The organism is Peribacillus sp. B2I2 (genome assembly GCF_041261685.1).
Lineage (GTDB): Bacteria > Bacillota > Bacilli > Bacillales > DSM-1321 > Peribacillus.
This window is the reverse complement of record NZ_JBGCCB010000001.1, coordinates 519240-538559: the sequence shown is the minus strand read 5'-3', so window position 1 is coordinate 538559 and position 19320 is coordinate 519240. Positions and strand designations below refer to the sequence as shown.

Here is a 19320-nt window from a genome sequence, read left to right as displayed (position 1 = left end):
TAGCTATGACTCTTTCAAAAGATACATTTATTTGGAAGATTCTTTTAAAATGGATAGATGGGGAATTTTAAAAGAATCTTCCATACTTCCGTTGATTCTGTTAAAGGTCTAGTGAATGCCACATAAACAAAAAACCCCTGAACCAGGGGCTCCATACACTTATTAATTCAAACTTTCCAAATACCTGTGTAACGGTTGTCTTAAGTCCTCCCCCAATTCACTGAAAGAGGACTTAGTATCCTAATGTCATTCTTTATTATTCGAGTTTTATTTATTACCCCATTTATCCTCGAAAATAAGTTCATCCATTGGTCTTCTTTTTTCCCAATTGGCAAGTTCAAGAATGGGTTTATCCGGATATTGATCGGTATAGCCAATCGACATGAGTGCAATGGGTTCCACATGCGGCGGAATTTCCAAAATATCACGAATATCATTTTTCTTATAAAAGCTTACCCATCCCATTGCCAATCCTTCCGCACAGGCAGCCAGCCACATATTTTGAATCGCACAGGCTGTGGATAGGATATCCGTTTCCGGAATGGAGTTCCTCCCCAAAACATGGGAGCCTCCCCGTGTCGGGTCACATGTTACACAAATTGTGTATGGTGCTTCTTTTAACCCTTCCACTTTCAAACTAAGAAACTTATTTTCTTTACCGCCTTCATAATGAATAGCGAGTGCCCGTCTTTCTTTATCCGCTGCCCATGCCAAACTGTTCTTGGTTTCCTGAGATGAAATTACAATAAAACTCCAAGGTTGCATGAATCCTACAGACGGCGCATGATGTGCAGCATCCAAAATTCTGCGGAGTACATCCTTTGAAATGGGCTTAGGCAAAAAACTCCTGATATCCCTTCGGTTATAAATGGCTTTATATACTGCGGCTTGTTCTTCATTAGTAAACATAGTTTCCCCCCATGATTCCGGTTCCCCAGAACTTTATCTAAAAATTCAATATGAATTTTACAGGTAAACCCTTACAATTAACAGTGACTTTCCAGATATCCCTTGATTCAGCTTGTTCCGTCAACCACAAGATTCGCTCTTTCCTGAGGCCTTTGTGCGTCAACATAGCAATCTTCATGAACCATCCAGTTATATTATCCTTCCACATTTGACGCGCATCTTCACCATCCCTCTCAAGGCCACGTATCACGGGGACATTCCACCCAAATTGTGAAATCATGGGACCCTTCCATTTCTTTACGCATAGAATACGTTCCTTCAATATTGACCAAGCAGGAACCATATGCCATTTGGCCGTAGTGTCCGTTTCTCACTCATACCTTTGATACCTTGCTTCTTTCCCCTCAGTAAGCGGTTTCATGATTTGGTTAAAAAGCGGTCCTCAATCACAGACCGCACCAATCTGTTTTTGGGCTGGGGGCAGTTGGATCCTTTTCGATGATGGCAAATGAAAATCGTCTATATGAATGACCGCACTACCTCGACATTCTGCTTGGAAACGGGAGGCGAGTGTACTTTTCCAGACCCACCCGACCATCTATGGCCATTATATATGGAGATCGTTTTTTTTGAAATTTCGAGAACATCAGTTATAAGACTTTTAATCGTATACTGTCCATTAAGTGTTGGAAAGGTCATTAGCATTCCTCCTATACTACTTATTCATCGTCCTCCCTTATATCCCTTCCTTGAGAGGATAAAATGAAAAAAACTATGAAGAAGGTGCAAGTATTGAATAACATCCAATTTGCCGCCATTTTCGATATGGACGGTACCTTGTTTCAAACTAACAAGATATTAGGTTCTTCACTTGAAAAAACATTTGAGATCCTTCGATCAGAAGGGAGCTGGATAGGAAATACCCCGCTTGCCACGTACCAAAGGATTATGGGCGTCCCACTAACAGTCGTTTGGGAAACTCTGTTACCAAAGCAACCCGCGCATATTCGCCGGCAAGCTGATCAACTTTTTTTAGAGTGTTTGATACAAGAAATCAAAGAAGGAAAAGGTTCGCTTTTCCCTCTCGTCATGGAGACTTTGTCAACGATCAAACAGCTTGGAATTTCCATTTTCATTGCTAGCAATGGTCTAGAAAAGTACTTGGAAGAAATTTGTTCTTATTTTGGGTTACATGAATTTATTACCGACATATATAGCGTGGAAAGGTCTTCGAAAGGATCGAAGACCGACTTGGTGCAAATGTTATTGAGAGACTATCGAATTGAAAGCGCCATTCTGATTGGGGATCGAAAGTCCGACATCGAGGCAGCAAAGGAAAATGGCTTAACGGCTGTAGGCTGCCAATTCGGATTTGCCGAAGAAAATGAATTGGCTGATGCAGATCTGTTCATCGCAGATTTTCCTGAACTTCAAATATACCTTTCCAAATGGATACTAAAGGCCACTCCCCAATAGGTTTTCCTGTTCTGCAAGCATTACGGCTATCCTATCCTGGATTGCCGTGATGCCTTTTTCTTCAACAAAATTATTCACAATGATCGAAAATATGATTTTTTCCCCTCTTTTGGTCGTCACATAACCTGATAAGGAGCTCGTTCCTGAAATGGTCCCTGTTTTCGCACGGACATTTCCAGCTGCATTTGTCCCTTTCATTCTTTTTCTTAGCGTACCGCCCACCATCCGATTTTCATCTCCCGCAATTGGCAATGCATTCAAGTAAGCAGGAAACCACGTTTTTTCCTGTACGGCATATAGCAGCTTCGTTATTTCATTCGCTGGAACCATATTGACTTGGGAAATGCCGGATCCATCACGCATTATGATCGTTTGCATATCGAGACCCATACCATTCATCAGATTTCGAGCAACCTTCAAACCATCTTTCCAGCTTCCCTCCCCTTCTGCTTCTTTGCCCATTTCTTTCACCAAAACCTCGGCATGACCGTTATTGCTCAATTTCATGAAAGGTATAAGCAGTTGTGAAAGCGGCATGGACTGATGAGTGGCGATCAAGTCCGCCCCTACTGGCGTTTTCCCTTTTTTCCTTTCTCCCGACACTTTAATTCCATGTTTCCTCATTGATTTTTTAAATAAGCTCAGGGCATATTCTGTAGGATCTTTCACCGAGATCCACTCTTTGGTCACCCCGGCATGCTCGGGAATGGTCCCCGTCACAGTAATGACATCTGTGCCATGGGACCGTTCAACTTCAATTTCCTTATTGCCGTCTACAGATTCCGTTTTCGTTTTGTTGATGACCTTCACATAATCCGTTTCCGGCTTCAGCTTCACCGTTGCCATTTTTCCAGGATTTTCCCCGGGTGTTACCTCCACGATGATAGTGCCGGTATCGTAGTCCTCATTAGGGGAAGCGGTTAAAGCTGAAACAGCTGCTCCGTAATATTCCTGTTCATCGCTCCAAACTAAGTCTTGGGAATAACGAACATCATCATACCAAGAATCATCACCTATAAGATCTCCATGAACGAGCTTAACTCGCCTTTGCTTCATTGAGGCTGCCAGCTCATCAAAATCCTTTTCCAATAATGTGGGATCTCCTTTTCCCTTCAGGTACACATCTCCCTGCAGAACATGGCCAACCTGCACTCCATTTATGTATAGTTCGGTTTGAAAAACATGATCTTCCCCTAATGTTTCTAAAGCTGCTGCTGCGGTCAAAAGCTTAAGGTTCGAAGCAGGCCGCAATCTTGTTTGCGCCCCTCGTTCATAAATCATTTCTCCTGTTTTAGCTGAACGGATGGAAATTCCCATTAACGCCCCTGCCAATCCTGGTGAATCGTCCAATATTTGTTGGATCTTCTGTCCTAGGTTTCCATCATCATTCGCTGCCTGCATCGATTCTCCATTAAAAAAACAAATCAAAAACAGGAAGAATATAAAACTCAACTTCCTTTTATATGTCAAACCTATCACTCCCACTCTCATAACTCACCACTTCTATCTTGTCCATTTTACGGTCATATAAAAAGAAAAGATCCACTAGAACCTCCCTATTTATACATACTCATGAAACTGCAGGATTATTCGGCCCCATTCAATGGGATCCATTAGGCAATCCCAACTTCATGATTCATTTACATGTACGATTACAGGGAACTTTTTTGATTGATAATCCGTATAAGTATGAAGACATAGTAAGGAGTGAATATATGTATTCAAAGATACAGCCACCAACGAAGAAAATTTCCAAAGAATCCGTGAAAGTTTGGCGGATGACTGAAGCCATTACCAATCTCATTATCCTAACCGTCCTTGGCATCCTATTATATGTTGATGATCATTTCGCTTGGACAGAATGGATTGGATGGATTTTATACGGACTTATCACATTATCTTTTTTCCATGCAATCTGGTCCATCTTCATTGAACCGATCTTGTTGCAAAAGTATTGGCGTTACGACGTGAACGAAGAATTCATTCAAACAAAACGTGGAGCCTGGAGTGAAACGCATGAACTCATTCCGATGACGAAGGTTCAGTCCGTCAAATTGAACCAAGGCCCGTTTTTAAGAAAATATAACCTTTATTCACTAAGTATCGGAACAATGGGAAACTCTCATGACATTCCCGCCATCCCGAAGAAAGAGGCGTATGAATTAAGAGATAAAATTGCCCATTTCGCAAAAATAAAGGAAGTGGATTAACGATGGAAGAACATGCAAAACGATTACACCCTTTCAAAATCCCCTTCGAATTATGGAAATTGCTGAAAGGGAATGTATTTTTCATAATTATGCTTTATGTCCTGAACTTCGGTTCTGAAAAGATGTATATGAAGGTACTCCAAATCGGTTTTCTAGTTTATCTGATTTGGAAAGTCATTTCTGTCATCCTTAAATGGTTTACTTATAAATATCAAATAAAAGAAGGAACCATCTATATTACTTTAGGGCTTGTCTCGAAATCGTATCGAACGGTCCCGCTTCATAAAGTACAGAATGTTCAACAACGTACGACATTATTCCATAAGATTTTCCGCTTAACCTCATTAACATTCGAAACGGGGATGACTGGTGATCAGGGTACCGTGTCTTTCGAGGTGATTTCCCGAAAAGAAGCAGAACGGCTTGAGGGGGAATATTCTTCAAAACAAGAACTTTCGGTTATCGAAGTGGATATTCACGAAGAACGAATTGCGGAGAATATGGAACCATTCAATGAAAAGACGATTCATTTCACACCCACCAAACAAGACGTTCTAAAGGCTTCCTTTACATCACTCAGCTTTTTGGCTCTTATCCCGGTTGTGGCTACGTTATATAATACACTCGATGATTTTTTCAATTTGGAGAATGCAGAAGGTTTTTTTGCCAAGTTATTTGATACATGGTGGATCATGACCATCGTTCTCGTCTGTCTCATATGTGTAGCCGTTGCCTTCGGAATCGTTTCCACATTCGTTAAATATGGAAAATATGAAATTTCATCCGATCACGAGCGTATATATATCAAGAAAGGTGTACTGGACGAATCTGCTTTTTCCATTCAGAAAGAAAAAGTACAAGCTGTCGAAATCACCCAATCAATCATTAAAAGATTGCTAGGATTGGCAGAAGTGAAACTGATTAGCGCAGGAAGTACAGGTGATGAAGAACTGGAAACGAATACTCTCTATCCTTTTTTATCCGTTGAACGGGCATATGGGATGGTAGAAGAGATTTTACCCGCTTACAAAGTGGAACGGTCAATGGAGTCGTTATCGAAGCAGGCCTTGAAAATCCGAATGCTGCGGCCAAGCTTTTTCTGGATTCTCACAACAGTGGCAATCTATTATTTCAAACCCTCCCTATGGTATATATCACTTATCCTACTCGTTCTCATTTATACATTGAGAATAATGGATTACAATAATAGCCGTTACTTGTTAAATGATGAGTTCATTCAGTTTAAATCCGGAAGTTTGGAAACATCACTATTCATTACCAAAAGAAGCAAGGTCATTCAAATTGAGGTGGAACGTTCGAAGCTGCAAAGGTTTTTCGGGCTTGCCTCAATTGAAACGATAAACCGCTCCAAGCCTGTACACCATACAAAGCTCCAAGATGTATCCGTTGAATATGCTGACGAATTTTACACATGGTATACGGGCAGGACAAAAAATATCCAAGTCGAATAAGATTAAATGTTTGGAGAGTTGACTATTGCAGTCAGCTTTTTTTTCATCCTTTTCCACTCCCTTCCCACCTTCGCACTTCACGACAAAATTAATATTGGAATTTTCTAACTTGTCACTTCAAAAAAGCGAAAGAAGACCGAAATATCAAATAGAAGCCAAAATTAATTAGAGGTATATAAGAAGGGGGATTGTCCATATGAGAAGACTGACAGACTGGTATTTTAATTCGCTAAAAAAACAAATATTGATTCCCTTTTTAGCTTTGATCATGATAAGCGGAATGGCCATCTCCTACATGAGCTATAAAAATAGCATCCATTTGACGACCCAGGAACTTACCGGAACGACTGAAGAACAAGTCAAGTCAATGAACGATTCTTTCGAAATCTTCTTTCAAAAAACGGAAAATCAATTGGATAGGATCGGCAAATATCCTATCATGAGTACTTATGATAAGAACCTCGAATCCATAATGGATGAATTTTCTTATACGCAATCCAGCAACTCTGAAATAAATGGTATATATCTCGGCACTGAGAAGGATGGAAAAGCATTTATATTCCCAAAAACTGAATTGCCGGCTGACTACGATCCAAGACAAAGGGATTGGTATCAATCCGCATTGAAACAAAAAAACAAGACCATTTGGACGGAACCTTATACCGATCAGGCTACGAATGAACTTGTCATTACGGCAGCAAAAGCCTTATATGATGGTAATGAATTAATAGGCGTGCTTGGTGTCGACATCTCGATCGATACTTTGGTCAAGATGGTTAATCAAACGAAATTCGGCGAAACGGGCTATACGGTTTTGCTGGATAAGAACGGGTCATTCGTTACGCATCCAGACAAGAAAAAAATTCAACAGGATATATCAAAGGAAAATATTTTCAAAAAAATGAAAAGTGAATCTGGATCAATGATCGAGGAATATGACGGGCAAAGCCGACTCATCGGATACGCTACCAATCCAAACACGGGATGGAGAATAGCAGGGCTAATGGATGAACATGAAGTGCTCGTTCGTGCAAGCCCGATGATATTCGATAATATCATCACACTGTTGATTGTCTTTACTGTGACTGCACTATCTGCCATCTTCATCACCCGTTCTTTAACGACTCCCATTAAAAAGCTGCAGGAATCCATACGGAAAATGGCTGACGGCGATTTCACATCCAAGAATTTCATTTCCAGGAAAGATGAGATTGGGCAGCTTGCAGAAGACACTAACTTAATGACCAGAAATATGAGCCATATGCTAGGGCAGGTCAACAACCTTTCCGATAAAGTATCAGATTCCTCCATGACGTTAGTGGCTAGTGCAGATGAGAATTCAGCTGCAGCTAACGAGGTGGCCATGACGATGGAACAAATAGCGGCCGGTGCCATCGACCAAATCGAAGTCGGGCAGAATAACGAAATCGCTGTAAAGCTATTGGCTGACAAAATCAATGATCTTGAAGCGCAAACGAGCAAAATGGCCACGGAATCCGAAAATATGTTCAAGGCTTCCGAAAACGGAATAACTCAAATGCAAGGCCTAAAACAGCAATTCAATGAAACGTCCCTGATATCCAGTAAGATGAGTACGGCAGTCAAATCTTTGGATGCACGGTCCAAAGATATTAGTGCAATCGTAAAGACCATAAGCGGAATTGCCGGACAGACTAATTTACTCGCCCTGAATGCTGCCATCGAAGCGGCCAGGGCTGGCGAGCACGGAAAAGGGTTTGCAGTTGTTGCCGATGAAGTGAAGAAATTGGCCGCGCAGACGGAAAACTCCCTGAAAGAAATCTCTGAAATCATTCAAGCCATGCAAAGCGACACAACCAATACCGTTCATTTGATTGACCAAGTCAATCAAAAAATCCACCATCAGGATACTTCTGTAACGGATACGGAAAATGCCTTCAGTCACATTGCGTCGATTATCGCGAACACATTCAGCAATTTTGATGAAATAAAAAAGATGATGAACGATATGGTATCGGAGGTCACACGGATGGCGAGTAACGCAGAACAATTAAACTCGATCAGTCAGGAAACTGCGGCAGGAACAGAAGAAGTATCTGCATCCGTAGAACAAACGAATGCTTCCATGGAACAATTGAATGCCTTAGCTAGTGAATTGGATGCCTTATCCCAGGAAATGCATAAAGAAATACGGAAATTCACATTCTAATCAAAAAAAGGACGGATCCTAAGGGATCCGTCCTTTTTAAACTTACGATTTATAGAGGTCGTCTACTGTTCGTTAGCGTTTCGTCTGTTTCAGTAATTCCTGAGTAAGAAGAATTGGATTTACTCGCATTCGAATCGACTAACACTAGCAGCTTGCCACTCTTTACATCCGCTTCATAACGATTCGCCTCTTCTTCAGGTATGCCCATACCGATTAAGGTACCGGCCAATCCGCCTGTACCAGCACCTACAGCCGCCCCGGCTAATGTTGCAGCAAGCGGTCCAGCTGCCAGTACTGGTCCGATTCCCGGAATCGCCAACGCACCTACACCTGCTAATAATCCGGCAGCACCTCCCAAAATACCTCCGGTCGCTGCACCAGCTGCAAGCCCCTCTTCAACTTTTGTACCCGTTTCTTCATTCACTGACTTTAATTCTTCTTTATCTTTAGCTACCACTGAAATATCTTCACGATTATATCCTTGAGCCTGTAATGACTCAACAGCCTTAATTGCTTCTTCTCCAGTTTCATATACACCAATTATACGCTTATCCATATCTATCATCCTCCTTAAAGAATGTAAATTGTCGCTCCCCCTTTACATACCCCTGGGAATGAAAGGGCTAAACGTTATTTAACAGGAAAATATTTTTGAGTTAACCCTTTCTAAGAAAGGGTATATATAATAATAGTATGCATATTTTTAGGAGGTTTTCTTTTTGCTTATCGAGTTACTTAAAGATTTAGTATCTATCGAAAGTTCATCGAAAGAAGGAGCTAACCAAGCAGTTGAATACTGTGCGAACTGGCTAAAAAATCAGGGACTTACCGTGAATGTGATCATTAATAACGGTTATAAAATGCTTGTTAGCGAAATTGGCAGCGGAGAAAAGACCGTTATTTGGAATGGCCATGTCGATGTTGTCAGCGGGACGCCGGATCAATTTTTCCCTGAGGTTCATGAAGGAAATTTATATGGACGCGGGACAGCCGACATGAAAGCTGGGGTTGCAGGGATGATGTGTGCATTTAACGAACTGAAGGATAAGGACTTAGGTTTGAAAATCCAGCTGCAGATTGTATCAGATGAAGAAACTGGTGGGTTGAACTGTTCTGGATATTTAGCGAAACATGGTTATAGAGGGGATTTTGTAATCTGTGCTGAACCGACGCAATTGGGAATCGGACTTCAGGCAAAGGGTGCCCTTCGCCTCGATATTGAAGTATCCGGCAAATCCGCACACGGAAGCCGACCATGGGAAGGGGTGAATGCAATCGAAAAGGCATATGATCTCTATCGAAAAATAAAGGAACTTCCTTTCACCCGGGATCATACTCCCCTTTACTCTTCCCCTTCACTTAACCTAGCAAAAATAAAAGGCGGGGATGTCTATAATAAGGTACCGGATGCCTGTTTGCTCAGTCTTGATATCCGCTATCTCCCTACACAAACAATGGAAGATATCATTGCACAGATCGAAAGTGTGACAGGAAATAATATCCACCTTAATATGTACAGTAAACCTGTAAAAACAGAAGAGTCAGACCCATTCATAACATTGCTTCGTCCGATTATCGAAAAGAACACCAATCGGGATGCAGTCATTTTTGGACAACACGGCTCCGCAGATACCGTCTTTTTTGCTGCATATGATATCCCAGCCATTGAATTCGGACCAAAAGGCGAGAACTGGCATGGAGATAGGGAATGCGTTAATCTTGAATCTGTAGCAGTATATCAAAAAATGCTAGTCGATTTCGCTTCTGAATTTGTTTTATCGTAATCCATTTCATGAAAAAAGCCGACATTACATAAATGCCGGCTTTTTTCATGTTCTAAATATCCTCTCCTACTAAAATATACAGCGCTTAATTGTCTATTATTGCGTTTGTTTTTTTACAAAATATACAGGACTATGAAACTAAGCATTACATATCCACATTCTTTCTCAATAAACATAATATGCCATTGTATCAACACTTTTTAACAATAAAACGCTTATACTGACATAATAAATAATATATTTACATTTAACAGATAAGTACTTTTGTCCTAGTTTATATTACATTTATTTTTCAAAGGAAACCATTTTGTAACACAATTACTATTCCACCGAAACATTATTGTCACATAGACCTGTTATTCTAAGTCTACGATTTAAAACAAAGGAGACTATTCATTTTGAAAAAAATACTACTTCCACTATTCACTGCTTTCTTTTTGGTATTTAGTTTTTCCGGAGTTTCATCGGCTGCTACTACTACATACAAAGTTAAAAGCGGCGACACACTATGGGGTATCGCCAATAAACATAATATAACAGTCAATCAACTCAAAAGTTGGAACAACCTGAAAAAAGATAACATCCATCCAAAACAAGTTTTAAAGGTCAAGAAAACATCGACCTCCGCTAAACCTAAAGCTAAAACATCATCATCATCATCAAAATATAAAACGATCACGGTGAAGGCAACAGCTTACACAGCGAACTGCAAAGGTTGCAGCGGTATTACAGCATCGGGTCTTAACTTAAAGAAAAACCCTAACGTAAAAGCCATCTCAGTCGACCCTAAGGTCATTCCACTTGGAACGAAAGTTCATGTAGAAGGATACGGGGATGCCATTGCGGCAGATAAAGGCGGCGCAATCAAAGGGAATAAAATTGACGTCTTTTACTCTTCACACTCAAAAGCTACCAATTGGGGCAGAAAGACTGTTAAAGTTAAAATCTATAAATAATGAATAATAAGCACCAGCCTGAAACCTTTCAGGCTGGTCTTTTGTTTCCCCCATTCTTACACACTCCTAAACATCAAGTTTACTTAAAACGATAACCGTTTACTGAAAATTCCGCCAATGTTATGATTAGTATATCTTAATCAAAAGAGAGGTGTGCACTTTGAATATTGTCATTATAGGGGCCGGGGCACTCGGCTCCTACTTTGGAGGCAGGTTGCAACAGGCCGGGCAGGATGTTCAATACCTTGTCCGAAAAAACCGTGCCAAAAAATTGAAAGAAAACGGGATCAGCATAACCAGCCCACATGGAAACTACCAATTTAACGAACTTCATATCACAGAGAATGTAAATGATATAGAAAAGGTCGACCTCGTGATTCTCGCCGTAAAAGGACAGCATCTGCAAGGCACCCTTACAGATTTAAAGGTCCTTGTTGAAAAGGGCGCAAAGGTCCTCCCGCTTTTGAATGGATTGGAACATGTATCCATATTACAGGACGAACTGGGCGATGAAGCCGTATTGGGAGGAAGCGCCTTCATCATTGCCACCCTTGATGAAAAAGGTCATGTCATTCACTCCAATGATAATCACGATTTAATTTATGGCCCGCTCCATCCTTCACAAAAAAAGATTTGTGATGATTTCGAACAGGCGGCCGGATTAGCTATCATGAAGGTAAGCAGAACGGAGAACATATTGATCAGGATGTGGATCAAATATATGTTCATCACCGCTTTTTCCGGTGTGACAACAGCCTCCAACCTCCCTATCGGCACGATACGGAAATTCCCGGAAACCAATGGATTGCTAGAAAAGGTCCTTGTTGAAATGAAGGAGCTTGCAAATGCTTATGACGTCGGAATTACTGTGGAGAATATTGCACAGGCGTTGGAAAACATGGCAGGTTTACCTGATGAATCCACCTCTTCCATGCACCAAGACCGCCGGAAGGGACTAACCCTCGAAGTGGAGCATTTACAGGGCGGTGCGCTGCGCCTTGCCGACAGGGTTGGTTTGAAACTTCCTGTGATTGGAACCCTATATGCACTCATAAAACCATTTGAAAATTGATTTTCCCCAATACCGGCTCTCCGCCGGTATTTTTTATTGCAGTTTAGCAGTCTATCTATTTCATAGTAGTAACTTTTGATTCCTCTTCCACCCTTCAGTTATTAGAAATTCTCAAAGACCAAAAAGAACAAAAAGAAAACAATATCACCAAAAGAATATTCTGATTCTTTCTTCTGTTACACTATTATCAAGTTAAGAAAGCGCTATCATATAACAAAGGAGAATGCCCCTTGAAAATATTAAAAAATCTAACAGTTCAGGTCATCATCGGTATCATTCTGGGTATAACAGTCGGTTTCTTCTTCCCTGCTTTCGGTGAACAACTGAAGATATTGGCAGATTTATTTATTAAAATGATTAAAATGGTCATTGCACCAATTATCTTCTTAACCGTCGTAATCGGAATTGGCGGTATGGGCGATATGAAAAAGGTTGGCCGCATCGGCGGAAAGGCCCTGCTCTATTTTGAAATCGTTACCACTTTCGCACTTGCAATCGGAATCATCGTAGTCAATCTGTTGGGACCTGGTAAAGGTTTTAACATCGATTCAGTCGAAGGCGGAGATGTATCACAATATACAACAGCCGCTTCCGAAACGGAACATGGCGCAGTTGCCTTCATTTCGAATATCATTCCTGATAATGCCCTTGCCGCACTGGCTGGCGGAGACTTACTCCCCATTTTATTCTTTGCCGTATTATTCGGATTATCAATGGCAGCAATAGGACCGAAAGTGCAGCCAGTCGTTTCTTTCTTTCAGCATATTGCCGATATTTTCTTCGGCATCGTCGGCATGATCATGAAAGTATCTCCATTGGCGGCATTTGGGGCAATGGCTTATACAATCGGTAAGTTTGGTCTTGGCTCTTTAAGTTCGTTAGGACAATTGATGGGTAGCGTATATATCACAATGGCTCTATTCATCTTCCTTGTCCTTGGTACGATCGCAAAAATCTACGGCTTTAATATTTTTAAATTCATCGCTTATATAAAAGAGGAAATCCTATTAGTATTAGGTACATCTTCATCGGAATCCGCTCTACCAAGCGTAATGAAAAAACTAGAAAAATACGGTTGCTCAAAATCGGTAGTCGGTTTGGTTGTCCCAACTGGTTATTCTTTCAACCTTGATGGCACATCCATCTACTTATCCATGGCAGCGATTTTCATTGCCCAAGCCTATGGTGTCGATCTAAGCATCTGGCAGGAATTGACCCTTCTGGGGATCTTGATGTTAACATCCAAAGGCGCTGCCGGTGTGACGGGGTCCGGTTTCATTACACTTGCTGCCACATTAGCTGCCTTCCCAATGATTCCAGTTGAAGGAATGGCACTACTGCTGGGAGTAGACCGCTTCATGTCTGAAGCACGTGCAATCACTAATCTAATTGGTAACAGTGTTGCTACAGTGGTCATTTCTAAATCCGAAGGTGAATTCAATCCAAATCAAGCCATCTCGGGTGATATGGGTGAAGTGGCCGTCTCATCGGAAAAATAATCGAACCTTAAATGAAGAGGTGTGCAACTTGCACCTCTTTTTTTATTTTTTCCCTCCTCATCTTTCAATGAATCTCCGGGTTTCAAAAAATAGCCAGTCAAATAAATTTCAGAATCACCGAAAAGTGTTTATACTTTTATGTAACAGGTAAAAGTATAAAGTTTAGTAGTTTGATGGATTTAACCAAATTAGGAGGTTTTATCATGAAAGATTACGGATTATTTATTAACGGTGAGTGGTCGGATTATGGATTGGATAAAATTGAAGTGAAAAACCCGGCAACGGATGAAATAGTTGCAACCGTTCCTAAAGGCGGTGCAACTGAAGCAGCAAAGGCAGCAGATGCTGCTTATGAGGCCTTCACGGATTGGGCAGCACTCTCAGTCTACGAACGTGCTGAACTAATTTGGAAATGGCATCGATTGATTGATGATAATAAAGAAGAACTAGCCAAAATCATGACTGAAGAACAAGGCAAGCCCTTTAAAGAGGCTCTTGGTGAAATGACATATGCAAATGGCTTTTTATCTTGGTTTGCCGAAGAAGGAAAACGGGTGTACGGAGAAACGATTCCCGCTTCCGTGTCCAATAAGCGGCTTTTCGTGACTAAACAGCCTGTCGGAGTTGTAGCTGTCATTACGCCTTGGAACTTTCCAGCAGCCATGATTACTAGAAAAGTGGCACCAGCCCTTGCCGTCGGCTGTACAGTCGTCATTAAACCTGCAAACCTGACTCCCATAACAGCGTTAAAAATGGCTGAATTAGCGGAAGAAGCTGGCATTCCGAAAGGAGTCATCAATGTTGTGACAGGAAAGTCATCAGAAATCGGTGAAACTTGGCTTCAGGATACAAGGGTCCGTAAATTGACGTTCACCGGTTCTACAGAAGTCGGTAAAACCCTAATGAGGGGCTCAGCTGACACGGTTAAGAAAATTTCTCTTGAACTCGGAGGTCACGCACCCGCAATCGTTCTTGAAGATGCCGACCTTAATAAAGCGGTTGATGGCATCATCAGTTCAAAATTCCGTAACGCTGGACAAACATGCGTCTGTTCAAATCGCATATATGTCCACGAAGCCATTCAAGAAGCCTTTATCGAAAAGCTCGTAGCCAAGGTCAAAGAACTAAAAGTAGGAAACGGAATGGAAGATGGCGTCGATATCGGTCCGCTTATAGATCAAGATGCAGTGGATAAAGTTCAAAAACAAATTGATGAAGCAATTAGCAGCGGAGCTAAGCTCGAAGCTGGCGGAAAATCGCTCGGCGGCCTTTTTCTTGAACCAACCGTACTGTCCAACATTGACGACAGCATGCTCTGCATGAAGGAAGAAACATTTGGTCCACTAGCTCCCATTGCCTCATTTAAGACTGATGAAGAGGCAATCAAAAGGGCAAATGACTCCATCTTTGGTTTGGCAGCTTACGTCTTCACTGAAAATATCACCAAAGGCATCAAATTCACTGAGGCACTTGAATTCGGTATTGTAGGCTTGAACGACGGGCTTCCTTCCGTGCCACAAGCTCCATTTGGCGGATTCAAGCAAAGCGGGCTTGGCCGTGAAGGCGGACACCAAGGCATCGAAGAATTCCTGGAAGTAAAATATATTTCCTTAGGTTTGTAATCTATTTATTTGCTTTCGTTCCATAACTTAAGAAAACGGGCCCGACTCAAATGAGTCGGGCCCGTTTTTTCATTCCAATATATCTTCTTCAAGCTTTTCCTCTTTCCGGATCCTGATGAATTTTACGATATTCAAAACAATCGTTTTAACAACGGAATAAGTTGGAACGGCCAAAATCATCCCGATGATACCGGCAATGTTTCCCGCGACGAGCAATAGGATGATGATGGTAAGCGGATGCGTGTTCAATTTTTTCCCGATGACTAACGGTGAAATGAAATTACCATCAAGTTGCTGGATGACCGTTACAACAAGAATGACCAATAGAGCTTCGGTCGGTGAATGAATCAATGCCACAATGACCGCAGGAGCCGCTCCGATAAACGGGCCTACATATGGAATGATATTGGTCACAGCACCAATCAGGGCAAATAAGAACGCGTAAGGCAAACCAATGATTAGATATCCGATGAACGTTCCAATCCCGACAAACATACAAACAAGCATCTGTCCTTGTATGTATGTAGTAAGCGTCCCACCAGTTTCCTGAAGTACTGTCAAAGCTGGTTTTCTATAGCGAACCGGTACGAATTTCATGATGGCGCTCGGTAGCTTATCCCCATCCTTCAACATATAGAATAGGATGAAAGGAACCGTTACGACCACTAATGTAATATTCGTCACTACGCTGAAAACAGAAGATAAACTGTTCGTTATATTACTAGGTAAATCAGTCAAATATTTCTGAAGCGAGTCTCCCACTTCTTTCAAGGAAACATAATCTTGTTCCATGGTCCACAAAAACCATTTTGACTCAGCTGAATCTTCAATGAACTTCCTTACTTGATTGAAATAATCAGGGAGGTTATTGAGTAAATCCGTAACCTGTTTTGAAAGTGACGGGCCTACCAGACCGACCAACAAACTAATCAATCCCAGGAAAAACACATAAAGCAGTAATATCGCCAATCCCCTTGGCACTTTTCTTTTTACCAGGAAATCAACAGTGGGGTTGAACAAAAAGTAGAGAAAACCTGAAATCAAGATCGGAAAGAACAATGTAGATGTAAAAATAACTATTGGTTCAAAAAGAAAAGAAATCTTTGTACCAACATAAAAAAGTAAAGACAATAGTAATAACTCTAACGTCCAAAAATGCAGTTTTGTCTTGAACAAATTATCTCCTCCACTATAACCATTCTATTTAACTCCCCATTTCTAAGGAAACAACATCTTAAATACGAAAAATCCTATGTATAATAATCTTTCATTGTTAGCAGTTTACCATATTTCTATAACTTGAATGAATAATTATATACAAAAACAATAGAAAAAACCCTAATGATACAGTTCCCTATCTTTTTGATGGTTAAGCTTCATTTTACACTTTAAATCAGTTATGTGTTGAAGGAAAAAGAACAAATTGGAAACATCATACAAATTACTTAGAAGAATAATCCACTTCCCTTTCAATATTCCATTCGAGTGACGAAAGTTTCATTAGTTTCCACCCAGACATCAAAAGGGGCATAGTGCAAGGCGAACACAAATAAAAAAACCCCGCTGAAGGGCGGGGTTTTGGCTCTTATTTTTGATCTTGAAGCACTGTTTCAAGCATCGTACCGTTTTTAGCCAGGTTTGTATGCCATGAGAATGCTTTTTCAAGAATATGTGGAGTTTGATGTCCTCCAGTTTGCGCGACAGCTTCAGTGAAATATGCACGAAGCTGTGGACGGTAGTCAGGATGTGCACAGTTTTCGATGATTAGCTCTACGCGCTCTTTTGGTGCCAAACCACGTAAATCAGCGATCCCTTGCTCTGTCACTAATACATCCACATCATGTTCAGTATGATCCACATGAGAAACGAAAGGAACGATACTGGAAATGTTGCCGCCTTTTGCATATGATTTCGTAACGAAAATGCCTAGGCGTGAATTACGGGCAAAATCTCCTGATCCACCGATTCCATTCATCATTCTTGTCCCAGAAACATGTGTCGAGTTTACGTTACCGTAGATATCGCACTCTAACGCTGTATTGATTGAAATCAAACCAAGACGACGGATGATTTCAGGATGGTTAGATATTTCTTGTGGACGAAGAACTAGTTTATCACGGTATTTATCAAGCTCACCGTATACTTGTTTTCCTTTTTCTTCAGCTAATGTAATCGAACACCCTGAAGCGAATTTAACTTTTCCAGCATCGATTAAATCGAATACAGCATCTTGCAGTACTTCTGAATACACTTCCAATTCTTTAAATTCAGAATCAAGAAAGCCAGCGAATACTGCATTTGCCACGGAACCTACACCTGACTGAAGCGGAGCAAGGCTTTCAGTTAAACGGCCAGCCTTGATTTCTCCACGAAGGAAGTTTATGAGGTGGTTAGCGATCGTTGCAGTTTCTTCATCCGGCGGCACGATTGTAGAAGGTGCATCAAGATCTGTAGAAACGACGATCCCCATTACTTTTTCAGGGTCAACCGGAATTCCAATCGATCCCAGGCGATCGCTTACGCTAGTCATAGGAATCGGTTCGCGTTCCCCTTGTTTAGCTGGTGTATATATATCATGCATCCCTTCCAATCCTTCTGGATGGGACACGTTCATTTCAATGATTACATGTTTAGCTTCTTGAACGAATATGGCTGAGTTACCTACAGAAGTTGTCGGGATGATTAATCCTTCTTCCGTAATCGCCAATGCTTCGATGATAGCAATATCTATAGGTCCGACAATGCCTTGACGAACTTGTTCAGCTGTATGAGATAAATGCTGATCCACATAAGTGACTTCATCAGCATTGATTTTATTGCGAATGCCTTTATCCGCTTGGAACGGCAAACGTTTGTTTATGATACCGGCTTCCGCCATATGTTGGTCGACTTCCGGTCCTAATGAAGCACCAGTATAAACGTCAACTTTGAATTTTTCAGTTTTAGCCCTTTCAACTAGAGCCATCGGAATGACCTTAGCATCACCAGCACGGGTAAATCCACTCATACCGAGTTTCATCCCATCTTTAATCCAGGAAGCTGCTTCTTCCGCTGTAACTACTTTCCCCTTAAATTGTTCGTTGCGAATTTTTTTGAAAACGCTTTCGTTCATACAAAAGACCCCCATTTTCGCTTTTCTTACACTTAATTTTACCAATCCTGTGTAATTGTCACATTCATTTTCGAATGAAAAGCCTTAAATAGAGCATAAACCAGCATTTTTTTCACACTAAGGAGAAACACTAAAATCCCAAAGCTCTTCTAAATTGACTTGCATATGTTTGACTGACTTGAATTTTGGAATTGTCCTTCATTATTAGTAAAAATGTAGAATGAAAATCAGGAAGGATCTCTTGTATATAGTTGATATTGACGATGTACGAACGATGTACACGAATGAATAAATCATTAGGTAAAATGAATTCCAATTCACTTAGGTTCATTTTATGAAATCCACTCACGCGTTCGGACTGAATTTTAGTTTTCCTATTTTGAGCTTCCAAATACATAATTTGATCATATGGAAGCGGTATCCAGTGATCATCTATTTTAATGGTCAAGAATGATGTCGGTAAAATTAATGGCTTTGTTGGCAAAATGGCTGTTACCGCGCCTAAAGGATTTCCCTCGTCCATGATAGGCACACTCAACCCATAGTAAGGTACACCAAACACATTACTTTCCACTTGCACCCCAATTTTTTTACGAATACTCAACGCTTTATATGTCGCCGTGTTTTCACTAATTCGATCACCCGGTTTTATTCTAAGGTCAACTTGTTTGCTCGGTTGATAATAGATGTATTTTTCGGAATCAGCAACAGAAATTGAAGCATCCTTCGGTACAAACTCCCTGATGATATTTAAAACGGATTCGACCGTAAATTGATCCATTTCCCTTCACCTCTTAAAAGAACATATTAATTTCCCCATCATCAAACAGGGCAATAGCAAAATGATTCATATATTTTTGGAGCACTTACATTTTTTTGAATTTAATTTCTCGCAAAATAAAGAAAAAATGAATTAACTTAGCGAAAAGTGTCAAAAAAAGCAATAAAATTGAATTTAAATTTATATCCTTATCCATTATAGTTGGAAACACCCCCGATTTCCATGGGGGATTCAAGAAA

General features: G+C 40.8%; 16 protein-coding genes. 9 read left to right on the top strand and 7 right to left on the bottom strand.

Annotation, left to right across the window (positions count from 1 at the left end; all coding sequences use genetic code 11):
* Window positions 1–267: 267 nt before the first annotated feature.
* Entirely contained in the window at window positions 268–909 is a 642-nt protein-coding gene (bluB, locus tag ABIE66_RS02660) for a 5,6-dimethylbenzimidazole synthase (protein WP_370013776.1), read from the bottom strand.
* A gap of 519 nt (window positions 910–1428) precedes the next feature.
* Window positions 1429–1608, bottom strand: a complete 180-nt coding sequence (locus tag ABIE66_RS02655; protein ID WP_289323579.1) for a hypothetical protein — start codon at window positions 1606–1608, stop codon at window positions 1429–1431.
* A 63-nt stretch (window positions 1609–1671) separates the two neighbouring features.
* Here ABIE66_RS02655 and ABIE66_RS02650 point away from each other — a divergent pair, with 63 nt between their 5' ends.
* On the top strand, window positions 1672–2385 hold the full coding sequence (locus tag ABIE66_RS02650) for an HAD hydrolase-like protein (protein ID WP_370013775.1): 714 nt from the start codon (window positions 1672–1674) through the stop codon (window positions 2383–2385).
* On the opposite strand, the gene dacB is transcribed toward ABIE66_RS02650, so the two are convergent.
* Window positions 2365–3786, bottom strand: a complete 1422-nt coding sequence (gene dacB, locus ABIE66_RS02645; protein WP_483313982.1) for a D-alanyl-D-alanine carboxypeptidase/D-alanyl-D-alanine endopeptidase — start codon at window positions 3784–3786, stop codon at window positions 2365–2367. The genes ABIE66_RS02650 and dacB overlap by 21 nt on opposite strands.
* Window positions 3787–4100: 314 nt before the next feature.
* On the opposite strand from dacB, the gene ABIE66_RS02640 reads away from it, so the two are divergent.
* The 3 genes from ABIE66_RS02640 to ABIE66_RS02630 all read left to right on the top strand — a co-directional run bounded on the left by ABIE66_RS02640 (window position 4101) and on the right by ABIE66_RS02630 (window position 8255).
* Entirely contained in the window at window positions 4101–4595 is a 495-nt protein-coding gene (locus tag ABIE66_RS02640; RefSeq protein ID WP_289318119.1) for a PH domain-containing protein, read from the top strand.
* A gap of 2 nt (window positions 4596–4597) precedes the next feature.
* Window positions 4598–6067, top strand: coding sequence for a PH domain-containing protein (locus tag ABIE66_RS02635; RefSeq protein WP_370013773.1), 1470 nt, complete (start codon window positions 4598–4600; stop codon window positions 6065–6067).
* A gap of 196 nt (window positions 6068–6263) precedes the next feature.
* The gene (locus ABIE66_RS02630) at window positions 6264–8255 is read left to right on the top strand and encodes a methyl-accepting chemotaxis protein (RefSeq protein WP_370013772.1); all 1992 of its coding nucleotides are present in this window, start codon (window positions 6264–6266) and stop codon (window positions 8253–8255) included.
* A gap of 49 nt (window positions 8256–8304) precedes the next feature.
* On the opposite strand, the gene ABIE66_RS02625 is transcribed toward ABIE66_RS02630, so the two are convergent.
* Window positions 8305–8811, bottom strand: a complete 507-nt coding sequence (locus ABIE66_RS02625; protein WP_370013771.1) for a YflT domain-containing protein — start codon at window positions 8809–8811, stop codon at window positions 8305–8307.
* Window positions 8812–8974: 163 nt separating this feature from the next.
* Between ABIE66_RS02625 and ABIE66_RS02620 the strand changes: the two genes are divergently transcribed.
* The 5 genes from ABIE66_RS02620 (at window position 8975) to ABIE66_RS02600 (ending at window position 15188) form a co-directional block, all read left to right on the top strand.
* On the top strand, window positions 8975–10039 hold the full coding sequence (locus ABIE66_RS02620; protein ID WP_370013770.1) for a M20 family metallopeptidase: 1065 nt from the start codon (window positions 8975–8977) through the stop codon (window positions 10037–10039).
* A 398-nt stretch (window positions 10040–10437) separates the two neighbouring features.
* A complete protein-coding gene (locus ABIE66_RS02615; RefSeq protein ID WP_289323572.1) occupies window positions 10438–10995 on the top strand; it encodes a 3D domain-containing protein in 558 nt (185 codons plus the stop codon).
* A gap of 151 nt (window positions 10996–11146) precedes the next feature.
* Entirely contained in the window at window positions 11147–12067 is a 921-nt protein-coding gene (locus tag ABIE66_RS02610; RefSeq protein ID WP_370013769.1) for a ketopantoate reductase family protein, read from the top strand.
* A 230-nt stretch (window positions 12068–12297) separates the two neighbouring features.
* Entirely contained in the window at window positions 12298–13566 is a 1269-nt protein-coding gene (locus tag ABIE66_RS02605; RefSeq protein ID WP_370013768.1) for a dicarboxylate/amino acid:cation symporter, read from the top strand.
* 203 nt (window positions 13567–13769) lie between these two features.
* Window positions 13770–15188, top strand: a complete 1419-nt coding sequence (locus ABIE66_RS02600; protein WP_370013767.1) for an NAD-dependent succinate-semialdehyde dehydrogenase — start codon at window positions 13770–13772, stop codon at window positions 15186–15188.
* Window positions 15189–15257: 69 nt separating this feature from the next.
* On the opposite strand, the gene ABIE66_RS02595 is transcribed toward ABIE66_RS02600, so the two are convergent.
* The 3 genes from ABIE66_RS02595 to ABIE66_RS02585 form a co-directional block, all read right to left on the bottom strand.
* Window positions 15258–16364, bottom strand: a complete 1107-nt coding sequence (locus tag ABIE66_RS02595; protein WP_289323569.1) for an AI-2E family transporter — start codon at window positions 16362–16364, stop codon at window positions 15258–15260.
* Between the two features lie 409 nt (window positions 16365–16773).
* Window positions 16774–18300 carry a succinyl-CoA:acetate CoA-transferase ScpC gene (locus ABIE66_RS02590; protein WP_370013766.1) on the bottom strand — a complete coding sequence of 509 codons (1527 nt, stop codon included), beginning with the start codon at window positions 18298–18300 and terminating at the stop codon, window positions 16774–16776.
* A gap of 130 nt (window positions 18301–18430) precedes the next feature.
* Entirely contained in the window at window positions 18431–19081 is a 651-nt protein-coding gene (locus tag ABIE66_RS02585) for a LytTR family DNA-binding domain-containing protein (RefSeq protein WP_370013765.1), read from the bottom strand.
* Window positions 19082–19320 lie beyond the last annotated feature (239 nt).

Excerpts from the sequence above, each read along its gene's own strand:
- ABIE66_RS02630 (WP_370013772.1), top strand. The coding sequence starts at position 6,264 with ATGAGAAGACTGACAGACTGGTATTTTAATTCGCTAAAAAAACAAATA.
- ABIE66_RS02650 (WP_370013775.1), top strand. The coding sequence starts at position 1,672 with ATGAAAAAAACTATGAAGAAGGTGCAAGTATTGAATAACATCCAATTT.
- ABIE66_RS02625 (WP_370013771.1), bottom strand. The coding sequence starts at position 8,811 with ATGGATAAGCGTATAATTGGTGTATATGAAACTGGAGAAGAAGCAATT.
- ABIE66_RS02635 (WP_370013773.1), top strand. The coding sequence starts at position 4,598 with ATGGAAGAACATGCAAAACGATTACACCCTTTCAAAATCCCCTTCGAA.
- ABIE66_RS02585 (WP_370013765.1), bottom strand. The coding sequence starts at position 19,081 with ATGGATCAATTTACGGTCGAATCCGTTTTAAATATCATCAGGGAGTTT.
- ABIE66_RS02600 (WP_370013767.1), top strand. The coding sequence starts at position 13,770 with ATGAAAGATTACGGATTATTTATTAACGGTGAGTGGTCGGATTATGGA.
- ABIE66_RS02640 (WP_289318119.1), top strand. The coding sequence starts at position 4,101 with ATGTATTCAAAGATACAGCCACCAACGAAGAAAATTTCCAAAGAATCC.
- bluB (WP_370013776.1), bottom strand. The coding sequence starts at position 909 with ATGTTTACTAATGAAGAACAAGCCGCAGTATATAAAGCCATTTATAAC.
- ABIE66_RS02590 (WP_370013766.1), bottom strand. The coding sequence starts at position 18,300 with ATGAACGAAAGCGTTTTCAAAAAAATTCGCAACGAACAATTTAAGGGG.
- dacB (WP_483313982.1), bottom strand. The coding sequence starts at position 3,786 with ATGCAGGCAGCGAATGATGATGGAAACCTAGGACAGAAGATCCAACAA.
- ABIE66_RS02655 (WP_289323579.1), bottom strand. The coding sequence starts at position 1,608 with ATGACCTTTCCAACACTTAATGGACAGTATACGATTAAAAGTCTTATA.